Origin of the sequence: Roseibium sp. TrichSKD4 (assembly GCF_000148725.1) — a bacterium.
Lineage (GTDB): Bacteria > Pseudomonadota > Alphaproteobacteria > Rhizobiales > Stappiaceae > Roseibium.
In genome coordinates this window covers 81,172-96,493 of sequence record NZ_GL476319.1, presented here as the reverse complement: position 1 = coordinate 96,493, position 15,322 = coordinate 81,172, and the positions used below count along the sequence as shown (strand labels likewise).

At 54.9% G+C, this 15,322-nt stretch carries 11 protein-coding genes and 1 pseudogene; 7 read left to right on the top strand and 5 right to left on the bottom strand.

Annotated elements, in window-relative coordinates; genetic code table 11:
* Positions 1-141: 141 nt before the first annotated feature.
* From xsc to TRICHSKD4_RS16735, 6 genes and pseudogenes are all read left to right on the top strand, one after another.
* A complete protein-coding gene (xsc, locus tag TRICHSKD4_RS16765) occupies positions 142-1,920 on the top strand; it encodes a sulfoacetaldehyde acetyltransferase (protein ID WP_009468066.1) in 1,779 nt (592 codons plus the stop codon).
* A gap of 21 nt (positions 1,921-1,941) precedes the next feature.
* The gene (locus tag TRICHSKD4_RS16760; RefSeq protein WP_040617065.1) at positions 1,942-3,081 is read left to right on the top strand and encodes an acetate/propionate family kinase; all 1,140 of its coding nucleotides are present in this window, start codon (positions 1,942-1,944) and stop codon (positions 3,079-3,081) included.
* Positions 3,081-5,918 carry a molybdopterin oxidoreductase family protein gene (locus TRICHSKD4_RS16755; protein ID WP_009468064.1) on the top strand — a complete coding sequence of 946 codons (2,838 nt, stop codon included), beginning with the start codon at positions 3,081-3,083 and terminating at the stop codon, positions 5,916-5,918. Before TRICHSKD4_RS16760 ends, TRICHSKD4_RS16755 begins: the two co-directional genes overlap by 1 nt.
* Positions 5,915-6,664 carry a 4Fe-4S dicluster domain-containing protein gene (locus TRICHSKD4_RS16750; RefSeq protein ID WP_009468063.1) on the top strand — a complete coding sequence of 250 codons (750 nt, stop codon included), beginning with the start codon at positions 5,915-5,917 and terminating at the stop codon, positions 6,662-6,664. The genes TRICHSKD4_RS16755 and TRICHSKD4_RS16750 overlap by 4 nt, the downstream gene beginning before the upstream one ends.
* On the top strand, positions 6,664-7,545 hold the full coding sequence (locus TRICHSKD4_RS16745; protein ID WP_009468062.1) for a DmsC/YnfH family molybdoenzyme membrane anchor subunit: 882 nt from the start codon (positions 6,664-6,666) through the stop codon (positions 7,543-7,545). The genes TRICHSKD4_RS16750 and TRICHSKD4_RS16745 overlap by 1 nt, the downstream gene beginning before the upstream one ends.
* Positions 7,546-7,642: 97 nt before the next feature.
* A pseudogene (locus tag TRICHSKD4_RS16735) lies at positions 7,643-8,796 on the top strand (IS3 family transposase).
* A 322-nt stretch (positions 8,797-9,118) separates the two neighbouring features.
* Here the strand turns inward: TRICHSKD4_RS16735 and TRICHSKD4_RS16730 are convergent.
* The 5 genes from TRICHSKD4_RS16730 to TRICHSKD4_RS16710 form a co-directional block, all read right to left on the bottom strand.
* Complete coding sequence (locus tag TRICHSKD4_RS16730; RefSeq protein ID WP_040617064.1) at positions 9,119-9,811, bottom strand: DUF599 domain-containing protein; 693 nt, start codon at positions 9,809-9,811, stop codon at positions 9,119-9,121.
* 4 nt (positions 9,812-9,815) lie between these two features.
* Positions 9,816-11,390 (bottom strand): gamma-glutamyltransferase, encoded by a 1,575-nt coding sequence (locus TRICHSKD4_RS16725; RefSeq protein WP_009468060.1) that lies wholly within the window; start codon positions 11,388-11,390, stop codon positions 9,816-9,818.
* Positions 11,387-12,871 carry a tripartite tricarboxylate transporter permease gene (locus TRICHSKD4_RS16720; RefSeq protein ID WP_009468059.1) on the bottom strand — a complete coding sequence of 495 codons (1,485 nt, stop codon included), beginning with the start codon at positions 12,869-12,871 and terminating at the stop codon, positions 11,387-11,389. The genes TRICHSKD4_RS16725 and TRICHSKD4_RS16720 overlap by 4 nt, the downstream gene beginning before the upstream one ends.
* A gap of 9 nt (positions 12,872-12,880) precedes the next feature.
* Positions 12,881-13,345, bottom strand: a complete 465-nt coding sequence (locus TRICHSKD4_RS16715; protein WP_009468058.1) for a tripartite tricarboxylate transporter TctB family protein — start codon at positions 13,343-13,345, stop codon at positions 12,881-12,883.
* Between the two features lie 65 nt (positions 13,346-13,410).
* Positions 13,411-14,364, bottom strand: a complete 954-nt coding sequence (locus TRICHSKD4_RS16710; RefSeq protein WP_009468057.1) for a tripartite tricarboxylate transporter substrate binding protein — start codon at positions 14,362-14,364, stop codon at positions 13,411-13,413.
* Positions 14,365-14,516: 152 nt separating this feature from the next.
* On the opposite strand from TRICHSKD4_RS16710, the gene TRICHSKD4_RS16705 reads away from it, so the two are divergent.
* Entirely contained in the window at positions 14,517-15,233 is a 717-nt protein-coding gene (locus TRICHSKD4_RS16705; protein ID WP_040617063.1) for an IclR family transcriptional regulator, read from the top strand.
* The last annotated feature ends 89 nt before the right edge of the window (positions 15,234-15,322 follow it).

Below are 15,322 nucleotides of genomic sequence, written 5' to 3'. Positions count from 1 at the left end.
CCAAATTTGGGCAGAAATCATATTTTGGATCTATATAATATTAAAAACTGGACCTAATTAAACGCAGGGGAAGGAGGTTAAAACTACTGCCAATATTGCTGATGCAGGTTTTGCCTGTTTGAACTCACGGGAGTAAGTGACATGAAGATGACGACCGAAGAAGCCTTCGTAAAGGTGCTGCAGTCGCACGGGATCGAACATGCGTTCGGGATCATCGGTTCGGCGTTCATGCCTATCTCCGACCTGTTTCCCAGGGCCGGTATCACCTTTTGGGACTGCGCTCACGAATGCTCCGGCGGAATGATGGCGGATGGGTACACCCGTGCCACCGGCAAGATGAGCATGATGATTGCCCAAAATGGTCCGGGGATCACTAACTTCGTGACAGCCGTCAAAACGGCCTATTGGAACCACACACCGCTTCTGCTGGTAACACCGCAGGCGGCCAACAAGACCATCGGTCAGGGCGGTTTTCAGGAAGTTGAGCAGATGGCTCTCTTCAAGGATATGGTGGCCTACCAGGAAGAAGTGCGCGATCCAACCCGTATCGCGGAAGTTCTGAGCCGCGTGATCCAGCAGGCTCACCGCTGCAGCGCTCCGGCACAGATCAACGTGCCGCGTGATTTCTGGACACAGGTTATCGACATCAACCTACCGACAGTTGTCGAGTTCGAGCGCCCAGCTGGTGGTGAAACGGCAATTGCCGAAGCCGCCGACCTTCTCAGCAACGCCAAGTTCCCGGTCATCCTGAACGGGGCAGGAGTCGTGCTGGCAGGTGCCATCCCGTCTTCCATGGCTTTGGCCGAGCGTCTCGATGCACCTGTCTGCTGCGGTTACCAGCACAATGATGCATTTCCCGGTTCACATCCGCTTTTCGCCGGTCCCCTTGGCTACAACGGATCGAAGGCCGGTATGGAGCTGATCTCCAAGGCCGATGTGGTTCTCGCGCTCGGCACACGCCTCAATCCGTTCTCGACCCTGCCGGGTTACGGGATTGATTACTGGCCGAAGGATGCCAGCATCATTCAGGTGGACATCAATCCGAACCGTATTGGCCTGACCAAGACAATTTCCATTGGTATTGTCGGTGATGCGAAGAAGGTGGCAGACAGCATCCTTGCCAAGCTGAGCCCGTCAGCAGGTGATCAAGGCCGTGCCGATCGCAAGGCAATGATCGCGCAGACGAAATCTGCATGGGCGCAGCAACTGTCGTCGATGGATCACGAGGACGATGATCCGGGCACCTCATGGAATGAACGCGCCCGTGCGGCCAAGCCCGATTGGCTGAGCCCGCGCAAGGCATGGCGCGCCATTCAGTCTGCTCTGCCGCGTGAGGCCATCATTAGCTCCGATATCGGCAACAACTGCGCCATCGGCAACGCCTATCCGAGCTTTGAGGAAGGTCGGAGATATCTGGCACCGGGCCTCTTCGGCCCTTGCGGATATGGCCTGCCATCCATCGTGGGCGCGAAGATTGGGTGCCCCGATACGCCGGTTGTCGGCTTTGCAGGCGATGGCGCCTTTGGCATTGCGGTGACCGAACTCACCGCCATTGGCCGCAGCGAATGGCCTGCAATCACCATGGTGGTCTTCCGGAACTACCAGTGGGGCGCGGAAAAACGCAATTCGACCCTGTGGTATGACGACAATTTCGTCGGTACTGAACTCGACGACGATGTCAGCTACGCTGGGATTGCCAAGGCTTGTGGCCTGGAAGGCGTGCAGGCACGGACGATGGACGAGCTGACTTCCGAACTGGACAAGGCCATCGAGCGCCAGATGAAGGAAGGCAAAACCACCTTGATCGAAGCGCTGATCAATCAGGAGCTCGGCGAGCCCTTCCGGCGCGATGCTATGAAGAAGCCGGTTGTGGTTGCGGGCATTTCCAAGTCGGATATGCGACCCCAGACCCCAGCCTGATGTGACAGGTTGGACCTTGTGATGCGTAATGTTCTGGTTCTGAATTCTGGTTCGTCCTCAGTCAAATTCGCTCTGTTTGGAGAGAATTTGACGAAGAAAGTGTCTGGGAGTGCCGTCGAGATCGGCGGCTCTTCCCGGCTGACGATTGGTTCCCGGAAGCAGGACATTGCACTTGCAAACCATGAGAACGCGCTGGCTGCGATCCTGAGTGCTCTTGATGCGGGTGGGGTCAAGCTGTCCGATCTGGCCGCTGCCGCCCACCGCGTCGTTCACGGCGGGCAAAGCTTGAGCGCCCCCCACCTTGTGACTGCAGAACTCCTCATGGAGATCGAGCGGTGCTCCCCCTTCGCGCCGCTTCATAACCCCCACAATCTGTCCGGGATCCGTGCAGTCGCCAAACTGGCGCCTAACCTGCCCCAATATGTCAGCTTCGATACCGCCTTTCATGCGACAAACCCCGACGTTGCCACGACTTATGCGATCCGGCCGCAGCTGACCCAAAAAGGGCTGCGGCGCTACGGCTTTCATGGCATTTCCTATCAAAGTCTTGTGCATCTGCTGCCGGAGCTGTCCGGCGAGCCGCTGCCTAAACGCCTTCTGGCCTTTCATCTTGGAAATGGTGCCAGCATCTGCGCTATACGCGATGGGCAGTCTGTTGCAACCACCATGGGCTATTCGCCGCTTGAAGGCCTGACCATGGGCACAAGGTGCGGCTCCATTGACGGCAATGCCGTCCTGAAGCTTGTCAAAGATTTGGGCGCGAGCGAAACCTCCGATCTGCTGAATCGAAAGAGCGGTTTTCTGGCGCTCGGCGGCATGTCCGACATGCGGGAGTTGAAAGCGGCAGATACGCCGGAAGCCCGGTTCGCTGTCGATCACTTCTGTTACTGGGCCGTCCGCCACGCTGGATCGATGATAGCGGCCCTGGGCGGCGCGGATGCGATCGCCTTCACCGGCGGCATTGGCGAAAACGATGCCGGAACCCGAGAACGCATCGTCTCCGATCTTTCCTGGCTCGGCGTCGATTTTGACCCTGATGCCAATTCCGCAAATTCCACCCGTCTCCACACAGAGCAGTCGAAGGTTCAGGTCTGGATCGTGCCTGCAGAGGAAGAGGCGATGATCGTCCGCAACGCCCTGTCACTCATGGAGGTCCATTGATGGCCAGTCCGAACCCGACCCTCGACACCTCGCCAAAGGTTTCCGACGAGGTTCGGAAAACGACCTGCTACATGTGTGCCTGCCGATGCGGGATCAACGTCCACATGAAAGACGGCACGGATGGGAAAAAGCGGGTTGCCTATATCGAGGGCAATCGCGATCACCCGGTCAACAAGGGCGTCCTGTGTGCCAAGGGCTCCGCCGGTATCATGCAGGTCAACGCCCCGTCAAAACTCAAGGCGCCTCTCTTGCGGACAGGTCCGCGGGGATCGGGTCAGTTCAAGGAAATCTCGTGGGACGAGGCTCTTGAAATTGCCACTTCATGGCTTGGGCCCTTGCGTGATAATGCCCCGGAGAAACTGGCCTTCTTTACCGGGCGCGACCAGTCGCAAAGTTTCACCAGCTTCTGGGCGCAGAACTTTGGAACGCCAAACTATGCTGCCCATGGCGGCTTTTGCTCCGTCAACATGGCGACCGCCGGCATTTACACGATGGGCGGGGCGTTCTGGGAATTCGGGCAACCGGACTGGGATCGCACAAAGGTGTTTGTGATTTTCGGTGTTGCGGAAGACCACGATTCCAACCCCATCAAGATGGGGATCGGGAAGCTCAAGGGAAATGGCGGCAAGGTCATCGGCGTCAACCCGATCCGCTCCGGCTATAACGCTGTTGCGGATGAATGGGTCGGGATAACACCGGGAACCGACGGTCTGCTGATCCTGTCGATGATCCACCTTCTCATGAAGGCCGGAAAGATCGATCTGAACTATCTCTCCCGCTACACCAATGCGCCCTGTCTGGTAAACGAGACGCCCGGCTCGCCAGAGAAGGGGCTTCTGCTGCGCGATGGGACCGGCAAGCCGCTGGTTGTTGACCGCAAGACCGGTGTGCTTGAGCCTTTCGACAAGGCGGGCGTCAATCCAGATCTTGCTGGCTCTGTTGATATGGACGGGGCGACACATCGCACCGTGTTCCAGCATATGGCGGAGCATTTCCTGTCCGAAGACTATGCCCCTGAAAAGGTCGCGGAAAAATGCGGGATCAAGGCCGAGCGCATTTGGGCACTGGCAGCGGAAGTCGCTCGTGTCGCGTTTGATGAGGCCTTTGAACTGGACCAGTCGTGGACGGACTTTCGCGGCGAGCATCACGAGAAAATGTTGGGTCGCCCAGTCAGTTTTCATGCCATGCGCGGGATCTCCGCCCATTCCAACGGGTTTCAAACCTGTCGAGCGCTGCATGTGCTGCAGATCCTGCTTGGAACGGTGGAAGTCCCCGGCGGGTACCGCTTCAAGCCGCCTTACCCGAAGCCGGTGGAAGCGCATCCAACACCGCACTGCAAGTCCCAGCCCAAACACCCACTGGACGGGCCGCATCTTGGCTTCGTGCGTGGCCCGCAGGACCTTGCCCTAAAGGAAGACGGCACGCCCGCGCGGATTGACAAGGCGTTTACTTGGGAGAACCCGCTCTCGGCCCATGGGCTGATGCACATGGTGATCTCCAACGCCCATGCCGGTGATCCTTACAAGATCGACACGCTGTTCCTCTACATGGCCAACATGTCCTGGAACTCGTCCATGAACACCAGCAGTGTCATGGAAATGCTGACAGACAAGGACGAGAACGGCGACTATGTCATCCCGAAGATCATCTATTCGGATGCCTATTCGTCCGAAATGGTCGCCTTTGCGGACCTGATCCTCCCCGATACCACCTATCTGGAGCGCCATGACTGCATCTCTTTGCTGGATCGACCGATCTGTGAGGCGGATGCCGCGGCTGATGCAATCCGCTGGCCGGTCATTGAACCGGACCGGGATGTACGCGGCTTCCAGTCGGTGTTGGTTGATCTTGGCGTGAGGTTGGGTCTTCCCGGTTTCGTCAATAACAAGGGCGAGGCGATTTACGCCGACTACGCGGATTATATCGTCAACCACCAGCGCCGACCGGGCATTGGCCCGCTGGCAGGGTTCCGTGGAGATGGTTCGAAAAGCGGGAGAGGCGAGGTCAATCCGGACCAGCTGAACCGTTATATCGAAAATGGCGGGTTCTTTGTCGAGCATGTGCCGGAGGAAGCTGCGTTCTACAAGCCATGGAACACGGCCTATCAGGACTGGGCTGTTGGTCTTGGTTTTTACGACAAGCCGCAGCCTTATCTCTTCCAGCTTTACGTGGAACCCTTGCGCCGCATGCAGCTTGCTGCGGAAGGGCATTGCGACAGGCAGCCGCCGGATCACCTCAGGCAGCGGATCATTGATTGCATGGACCCGCTGCCGATCTGGTATCCGGCGCTGGAAGACCGCGAAATAGACGAGGAGGCCTATCCCGTCCATGCACTGACCCAGCGCCCCATGGCCATGTACCATTCATGGGGCAGCCAGAATGCGTGGCTGCGCCAGATCCATGGCATAAACCCTCTCTATGTTCCGACCAAGATCTGGGAAGAGAAGGGGTTCAAGGACGGGGATTGGGCCAAGGTAACTTCGGTGCATGGAGAAATCCGGGTGCCGGTTGCGCACATGGCCGGACTGAACGAGAACACGGTCTGGACCTGGAACGCCATCGGCAAGAGACGAGGGGCATGGGCGCTTGAGATTGGCGCACCGGAGGCCACCAAGGGCTTTCTCCTCAACCACCTGATCAACGAGCTTCTTCCGCCCAAGGGAGACGGTCTGAGATGGTCCAATTCCGACCCGATCACCGGACAGGCTGCGTGGTTTGATTTGCGGGTCCGGATCGAAAAGTCCCGGCCGCGAAAACACAGCAAGCCGACCACATCATCGCAGGTGTCGCCCGTCGGCGAAGGCCCGTCGACTGTTCAGCAAAAGGTGGAAGCATGACTGAACTTCCCGAAACAACGCAGCGCAAGCTCGGGCTGGTCATCGATCTGGATACCTGTGTCGGGTGCCATGCCTGTGTCGTCGCCTGCAAGGGCTGGAACACGGAAAACTACGGCGTGCCGCTCAGCGATGTAGATGCCTACGGAGCCGATCCCGTTGGCAGCTTTCTGAACAGGGTACATTCCTACGAGATCGCGCCAACTGGCGGCGGGTGCAGCCAGACGGTTCATTTTCCAAAGTCCTGCCTGCATTGCGACACGGCACCGTGTGTGACTGTTTGCCCGACGGGGGCGAGTTATAAACGATCCGAGGACGGAATTGTACTGGTCGATGAAAGCGCCTGTATCGGGTGCGGGTTATGCGCTTGGGCGTGTCCTTATGGTGCCCGCGAGCTTGATCAGGTCGCAGGTGTGATGAAGAAATGCACTTTGTGTGTTGACCGGATTTATAACGAGAACTTGGAAGAGGTGGACCGTGTGCCGGCCTGTGTGCGCACCTGTCCTGCCGGGGCGCGCCATTTCGGTGATCTTGGAGACCCGGACAGCGACGTGTCGAAGCTGGTGGCCGAACGTGGCGGGTTTGACCTGATGCCTGAACAGGGCACAGCGCCCACCAACAAATATCTACCGCCAAGGCCCAAGGACAGGCTGACTGCGCAAGCCGCTGACTCATCTTCTCTCACCCCGATCGCCGAGGAGCCCAAGGGCTTCCTCGGATGGTTGGATATGGCATTGGAGGCACTCTGATGCATCCGGCTCCCTCGGTTATCATCTTCACCGTTCTCTCAGGACTCGGCTTAGGAATGCTTGCTTTCCTCGGGATCGGTGTTCTAGACGTTCAGGGCGTGGCAGCTTTCATGCCCTTCGCCATTGCCTTCACATTCACTATTACCGGGTTGATTGCCTCGACCTTCCATCTTGACAATCCGCAGCGGGCCTGGCGCGCTTTTAGTCAATGGAAAACGAGTTGGCTTTCCAGAGAGGCATGGCTTTCAGCTGCTACGCTTTCGGTGATGGGAATCTTTGCAATCAACAACATTTTTCGCGGCATCACGATATCGGTTCTCGGATGGCTTGGCGCTGGTCTTGCGATGGCAACGGTCGTCTCTACCGCGATGATCTACACCCAACTGAAAACCGTGCCGCGCTGGAACCACTGGATCACTCCAATCCACATGTTGACCCTGTCGCTTGCGGGCGGCGCGATTTTGATGCAGCACACATCTGCAGCTCTTGTGCTTCTAACCTGCGCCGGACTGGCTCAGCTGGCCCATTGGCGGATCGGTGATCGTCAGTTCGCCGCGCGTGGGCATTCCATGGAAACAGCAACTGGGCTTGGAGATCGCGGTTCGGTCCGCATGTTCGAGCCTCCGCACACAGGATCCAACTACCTCCTGAAGGAAATGGTCTATGTGGTAGGGCGAAGACACGCTTTGAAACTGAGATGCATAGCGTTCGTCACCATCGTCCTCCTTCCGTTTTTGATTGTGGTAGCTCTACCTGGCGGCACGCTGACAACATGTTTTGCAATCACCATATTCGGGCTAGGAACCTTCACGTCAAGATGGCTATTTTTTGCCGAAGCAGAGCATGTTGTTGCGCTCTACTACGGCAAGCGTGATGGTTGATGGAATTTCATGTCCACCGTCAGCGCCTAATGGGCAAATTGGTTTGATTTCGTAAGGGAGTGATTTTGGCTCATCATTGCTAACTCAGGAGCAAATGATGAGACGAAAGAAGGACCGAGTGACCGACGATGCGGATTGGATCGTAAAAGACATCAAACGCCAGACCCGCCGTCGGTTTTCCGCTGAAGAGAAGATCCGCATAGTGGTTTCTGGTCTTCGAGGCGAAGACAGCATTGCAGAACTTTGCCGCCAGGAAGGTATCGCCCAGAGCCAGTATTATTCCTGGTCCAAGGACTTCATGGAAGCGGGCAAGAAACGGCTTGCTGGGGACGCAGCTCGTGAAGCCAGTTCTGATGAAGTAAAGTCTCTTCGCAAAGAGACGAGGGACTTGAAGGAAGTGGTTGCAGAACAGGCTCTGGAACTTCGCCTTCTCAAAAAAAGCATGATCGGGGATGGGGTCGACGACGAATGAGATATCCCGCCTCCGAGAAACTTGAAATCATTCGACTGGTGGAGCAGTCCCATCTTCCAGTCAGACAGACGCTGGATCGGCTGGGTATTCCAAGGTCAACCTTCTACGTCTGGTATGACAAATATCAAACCGGTGGCATAGATGCCTTGCAGGACACGGCCCCCATGCCTGCACGGGTCTGGAACCGGATCCCCGATGATATCCGCCAACAGGTCATTGATCTGGCCCTGGAAGAACCGGAACTCTCACCTCGGGAGCTGGCTGTCCAGTTTACGGACACAAAGCAGTACTTCGTGTCTGAGGCCAGTGTTTACCGGTTGCTGAAAGCCCATGACCTCATCACCAGTCCGGCCTTTATCGTGGTCAAGGCAGCTGACGAGTTCAAGAACAAGACCACAGCGCCCAATGAGCTGTGGCAGACAGACTTCACCTATCTGAAGGTTATTGGCTGGGGTTGGTTTTACCTGTCAACAATCCTTGATGATTACAGCCGCTATGTCATCGCGTGGAAGCTGTGTACGACGATGTTGGCCAGTGATGTCACGGATACGTTGGAACTGGCCTTACAGGCTTCAGGCTGTAATCAGGCCAGTGTCCGCCACCGGCCAAGACTGTTGTCGGACAATGGGTCAAGTTACTTCGCCGGTGAGCTGGCCGACTGGCTCGACGACAAGGGCATGGACCATGTGCGCGGTGAACAAGTCCTGCGCAATCGAGAAAGGATCAAACGAAAACCCATCGCACAACGGCTCTTGCAACACCGCAAGCAAGCCGCCTAACATCGACAAATAGATGAGCCAGTTACCCCGTTAAACAGAACTAATATATGTCCAAATTTCCTTGACGGAGGACACCCGGCCGAGAAGCACTTCAACCTACAGCAAATTCGAGACAACCTCTTCTGGCCTCTGGTGTTTCAGAGACATTTTGATCTTCCGTTTTCCTAAACATAACAGCGGACAACTTCAAAAGGGGAGGGCTATTCATCTCATTCTCCATGCGCATCAAATAACGGAGAAATCAAATTTTCAACCCAATCGTTTTCGGGGATGATTACCACATCAACTCACAATGAGTTCCATTTTAAAAAGCCCAGTCCATTTAAACTGGGGGCATCGCTGCGCGAAAGGCGTTTGAGAAATACTCTCGCCTTATTGCAACTAATATCATGAGAGCTAAGGAAGGAAATAGAAGCCAAGCAGAAAAAAGCCAAGGGAGTGTTGCAAATCCGAAGTAATAAGCCCTAACGCCACCTTGGAAATGTAAAGAAGCTAAGGCACTCATCTTTGCGAGACTAGACCCTACATATTCAGCTAGCGCGCTGTCTCTTTGCGCAGGTTCAGGAGCCGCACCGACCATAAGCAGTGCATTTGCATGCAACCGCATCGCCCAACCAAACTTAAAGAATGCGACAACAGCCATTCCCAACAGGGTAGAGAGCTTCATTATTATTGTTTCCTCGCTAACCCTATCGAAATGCGGTAAAGCATTAAGTTTCGCAACTATGGGTCCGCTGGATCCAATCAGAGCAAGCAATCCACTGATTACAAAAACCGTCGTTGTGGCAAAGAACGAGACATTTCCGATTAGTCCTCTAACAAGACTAACATCAGTAATACGCTCTTCTCTCCACATCATCTGACGCGCCCAGCTTTTTCGCCACTCCAGCATTCGTGACGAGATGTTTCCCCCCAAAATCAAATTGCTGAGTGGGGCGTATAGAGTGAAACAGGCTACTAACGATATAAGGGCAATCAAATCTGGCCAGCGGATCTGCAATAAAAAATTGTTCATAGCATTAGTCGTCCGCGGACACAGTATCAGCCCAATAAGCCATGATTTCAGTCGCCCCAGCGTTGCAAGGTCCGCTGCGTTCGACAATTGAGGGACAAGCGAAATTGTAAGGGTATACCGTACGCGGGGCTTCGCTCAAACTAGGGAGCTTTCGTCTAAGTCCGTTGCGAACCCCCGCTTGCAAGGCATTATCGGCAATCGTTGTGTCGGTTAGGCTTACGTCAATCCTTGGCTCGTGTATTGCGCTGTCTGCATCCATCCCAAAATCTAATAGGTAAGATGTCAACTGCGCGACGGCTGGCATGATTTTGCGCCCGCCTGCAGCTCCGAGACCAAAGCGGGTTCCGTCCGAACGCTCTAACAAAGTCGGGCACATGTTCGCGAGGCAGCGTTTGTTGGGCCCTATTGAATTGGGTTTTCCCAGCTCGGGATCGAACCACATAATGCCGTTGTTCATCAAAACACCGCTCTTCGGCAATGTCATTCGTGATCCAAAAATAGAAAGGAGTGTTTGAGTCACAGATACTATCGTGCCCTGGTCATCCACAACGTTGAAATGCGTGGTACAACTCGGTGCAAGCTCATGTTCAAGGTCGCCCATGGTCTCAAAGCGTTCTTGGTTCGCTTCCCTGATTACGCGGTCGAAGATTGCGAAGTCTTGGTCTGTCGTTTTTGAGCCGCTCGGGGACCAGTCCTTGAGCATTTGGAGTACACGTTCCAACGTCGGTCCGGCGGTCATCTCGGGAGTGCCGAAGACGCGATGCCCTTTGTATTCAAACTCAGATGCGGTAACAATTTTAGCTTGGTAGCCGCTTAAATCCTCAAGAGTGTGGCGCCCCCCAGCGGATTGCAGATCATCCACAATACTTTGCGCAATGGCTCCTCGGTAAAAGGCGCTTGGCCCTTGCGACGCAATGGCTGCTAACGTTGTTGCGAGTGTGCTCTGATCGCACCGCGTCTGGTCGAGCGCAGTCCAAGCAGACGCCTTCGGAAACCCGTCTTCGTCGAGATAAGCTGCGCGCGATGCTGGAAACTTGGCCAGCCCCTTGGCCGCACCCGCAAGGATCAACTGGGCATACCAGTCAACCATAAGTCCCTCTTCAGCTTCGATAACGGCAGGGGCCACAAGATCGGCCCAGGGCAGAGAACCGAAAGCCTCATGTGCTTTGGCCATCCCCGCCACCTGACCGGGGATCGCGACAGCTTTTGCCCCAAAGACATTGGTGTCGCCTTCGACGACTGGCCAGGGGAAGAGATCGCTGGCCTTGCCCCCGATGACTGGATAGTCATCTATCTTCAGCTCGGCCGGTGTGCGCATACCGAAATCGACGACTTGCGCGCCGTCATCTCCAGCGCGCCTAATGATCATGTAGCCGCCGCCGCCGATCCCGCTCATCCACGGCTCCACAACGCCGAGCGCAAAAGATGTGGCAATGGCGGCGTCAATTGCGTTCCCGCCTTTCCGGAGAGCATCCGCACCAATTTCGGATGCAATGCGGTTCTGCGATGCAACCAGTCCTTTTTCGGTTTTGATGGCGGGTTTCCGGATTTGGATTGATTGACTTGCTGCGCGGCTCATGCCTGCACCACCTTTCGGTCTTTTAATGTTCTACGCGTGATGAATACGACCGAGAGCACGGTCAGAGCCAGGAACAGAATGGAAATCGGGGTTGAAACGAATACCGACCAGTTTCCGGAGGAAATCGTGAGAGCCTGCCTGACAGATTGCTCCCCAATGGGTTCCAGGACGAAACCGATCATCATTGGCGCCAACGGAAAGGCAAGCTTTCGCATTGCATATCCGAGAAAACCAAAACCCAACATGATCCAGAGGTCAGTAGGGCTGGAATTGAAGCCAAACACGCCCAGCAAGCATAGGATCGCGATGATTGGATAAAGCACATAGCGCGGGATCATCACGATGCGGGAGAAGAGCCGGATTGCGGCCAGACCGATCATCGGCAGCATCAACGCAGCGATCAGCAGGGCGATGAAGATCGCATAGACGAGATCGAGGTTCTCGGCGAAGAGCTGTGGCCCTGGTGCCAGCCCGTGAATCAGGAAAGCACCCAGTAGAACGGCGGTTACAACGTCGCCCGGCACGCCGAGCGCCATTAGCGGGATCAGTGCGCCGCCAGCGGTCGCATTATTGGCGGATTCGGCCGCTGCAACGCCATCCAACGAGCCTTTTCCAAATTTCTCTGGTGTTTTCGAGGCACGCTTGGCTTCGGAATAGGACAGGAATGCCGAAGGTGTCGCGCCGAGACCTGGAATGGAACCCAATACAATCCCAATCATCGAACCACGCAGAATCGTGGGTAGTTTCTCTCGAATCTTGGCCCAACCGATTTGCGCTTTGGGTACGACGACCTTGGAGACTAAGGCAGTCGACACCTCGGCTTGAATGAAAAGTTCCGAGACCGCGAAGAGACCGATCAACATTGCCATCAGTGATATGCCGTTCAACATTGTGAGTTCACCGAATGTGAACCGCGGCGTCGCCATCATCGGATCAAGGCCGACTGTCCCAAAGATGAAACCAACGGCTGCAGCGATAAGGCCTTTGATCATAGTGTCGCCTGAAACTCCGGCAACGATTGTCAGCGAGAACAGAACCAGCATGGCGAACTCTGGTGGGCCAAACTTGGTTGCAAGCTGAGCTAATAGTATTGCGCCAAATATCAGGGCAATGGTTGATATCACATCACCTATTACAGACGACCAAAGCGCCATTCCCATAGCTTCGCCGCCACGGCCTTTTTGGGTCAATGGATAACCGTCAAGAACCGTGGCGGCAGCCGCGGGAGTGCCTGGCGTGTTGATAAGAATTGCTGGAATACAGCCGCTGAAGAGAGCGCCCTTATAAGTTCCAAGCAGCAAAGCGAAAGCGGTGATCGGCTCAAATGCATAAGTCAGCGGGATAATGAGAGCGATGCCCATTGTTCCCGTCAACCCAGGTACGGCCCCCATGAAGACACCGAAGGCGACGCCTGCAAAGATGGCTATCAGGTTCTGAACTGAAAGCAGCATGTCCAAAGCAGAGAAGAGGTCGGCAATCATAGTTACACCTCAAGCAAGCGGAAGGTTTAAGCCGAGGTTGAATACGGCAAACAGTGCGGCGGTTGTAATCGCGGCTGTCAGGAGAACGATCAGCGGGTTCCGAGCGCCAAAAAGAACCATCAGGACTGCGATGACCGGTGGGGCGGCATAGAAGTACCCGAGCCATTGGAACAACAGAATGAACCCCGCCATTGATAAGGCAACAAGCAGTGCTATCAGCGTCTTTGAAGTGTCGACAGCTCCTTTTTTGAGAGTGTCTTCAGGAGGTTGTGGGGACTTTGCCAACACAGAAATTGTAATCAATGCCAATCCACCAACTCCGATCAAGACAGTCCCGAGGCGCGGGAAAAACTGAGGCGACATGGCGCCGGCCTCACTGGAACCGACGAAATTCGGGATCAGGTAGAAATAGAGCACTGCGGAAAAAAACAGCAGCACCAGCCCTGAAATCGTATTTGAAATTTTTTGTGCCATTCCCACCTCCCTCGGGAAACGAAGGCCCGTTGTTGAACGCACCGGGTCTTCAAATTGTCACGGAACTATTTGCCCAGACCGGCGGCGCGAATGATCTCACCTTGGATCTCGTAGTTTTTGCGGACATTCTGCTCGAAATCGGCGCTGTTGCGATAGGTCATCTTCATTGCAAGTTTATCAATGATGGCCTGGAGCTCCTCGCTTTCCGTGGCGTTCTTGATTGCGGTGTCAAGTTTTGCGACCACGTCTTCCGGTACACCGTCGGCGGCTGCGATGCCCAGTATGGACGGTGCTGCGATGTCATAGCCGAGGTCTTTCAAAGTCGGCACATCGGGGAACTGATCCATGCGCGCGTCTGTTATGATGGCGAGCAATTTGAACTCACCTGATTTCACCTGCGGAAGCCATTCGGTTGCTCCCGCCATGACATCGACATGGTTACCGAGCAGAGCGGTCACCGACGCGGCACCGCCCTTGAAGGGGACCGCTTTCCAATCCAGCCCTTCTTCCCTTGCCAGACGTTCCATCGTCAGGTATTGAGGTGTACCGGTGCCGGCAATTGCATAACTGATTTCGCCGGGGTTCTCTTTGGCGAAGGTCACCAGTGCCTCAAAGGTCTGATAGGGCGCATCGGCCGGAACGACGATCCCAAGATTCCAGGCTCCGTACTGTGAGATGAAAGTGAAGTCGGAAAGCGTGTCGTAAGGTAGGTCCTGACGATGAGGCGATAGAACCGCAGCTCCAGTGGTAAAGGTGAAAATATTATAGCCGTCCGGGCGTTGAGCGGCGCCAAGGCCTGCCGCGACTGAACCTCCTCCACCGGGCTTATTGATAACTGTTACTGTCGTGTCGAGCTCCGTTTCAAGCAAAGTTGCAAGGACGCGCGCGGTAGAGTCAGTTGTTCCTCCCGCACCATAACCAACCGTCAGGTTGATCCCTTTTGATGGCCATTCGTCCGCAGTTGCTGGACTCGACAAGAGGAAAAAGCCAAGCACGGCAGATTTCAGCAGCTTCTTCATATTTTGCTCCACAGTTATCATATAACGATTTATTATTCCGATATAAAATATTTAACACCAAAAAACGCTACGTCAACCGCTTATTTCGAATATAGGGTTGCGGTGACCGATATGGAAATGCAGTATTTGGCGGAGAAATGAGGGAAGAATCTATGAGTTCGAATGCGCTTCTAAAGGCCCTTGAGGCTCTTGAAACATTTCAAAATACTTCTGGTTCTTTATCAGTCATGAATATCGCAGAACTAAAAGGAGAAACTCTGAGTTCTGTCCAAAGAAGCGTGTACACTCTTGAGGCGCTTGGATATTTGGAGCGCGAAGAAAACGGTAAGAGATTTGTTCCTGGGCGTAGCTGTCTCCGACCCGTTTATGGGTACCTACGCAACAATCGGCTGTTGGAGAACGCAACGCCCTATCTGATCGATCTGTCCGAACGGCTGGCTTCCAGAGCGGATCTATCGGTACTGGACGGTAACGATATCGTCTACTTGTCTCGAATCCCAAGTCGAGATGAACTCTTGAATCTCGCCCCACTAGGCCGGCGTTGGCCAGCAATCCACACGGCTTCTGGGCGAGCAATTTTGGCCGCTATGACGGACGAAGATCGATCAAAGGTTCTGGCCACTACGTCTTTTGCAAAAACGACCGATCACTCTCTGGACACAATCGAGGATGTAACTATCGCGATCAATGAGGCGCGAGAGACGGGATATGCCTTTCAAAGCGAAGAAGTCTTGATTGGCGCAGCCTCTGTTAGTGCTGCGGTCGTGGGAATGGACGGAAGGGTTTATGGCGCGATAATACTGGGGGGGACCTGTAGCTGTATTCCAAGATGTAAATCAAAGACACGTTTTTGGAACTGCGGTGCATAAAGCAGCTCAAGAAATTGGGGCACATATCTGATGAAAGATTGGTTAATCAGTATCTCCACGGGGCGATCCACGGTTTTGACATCCGTTGA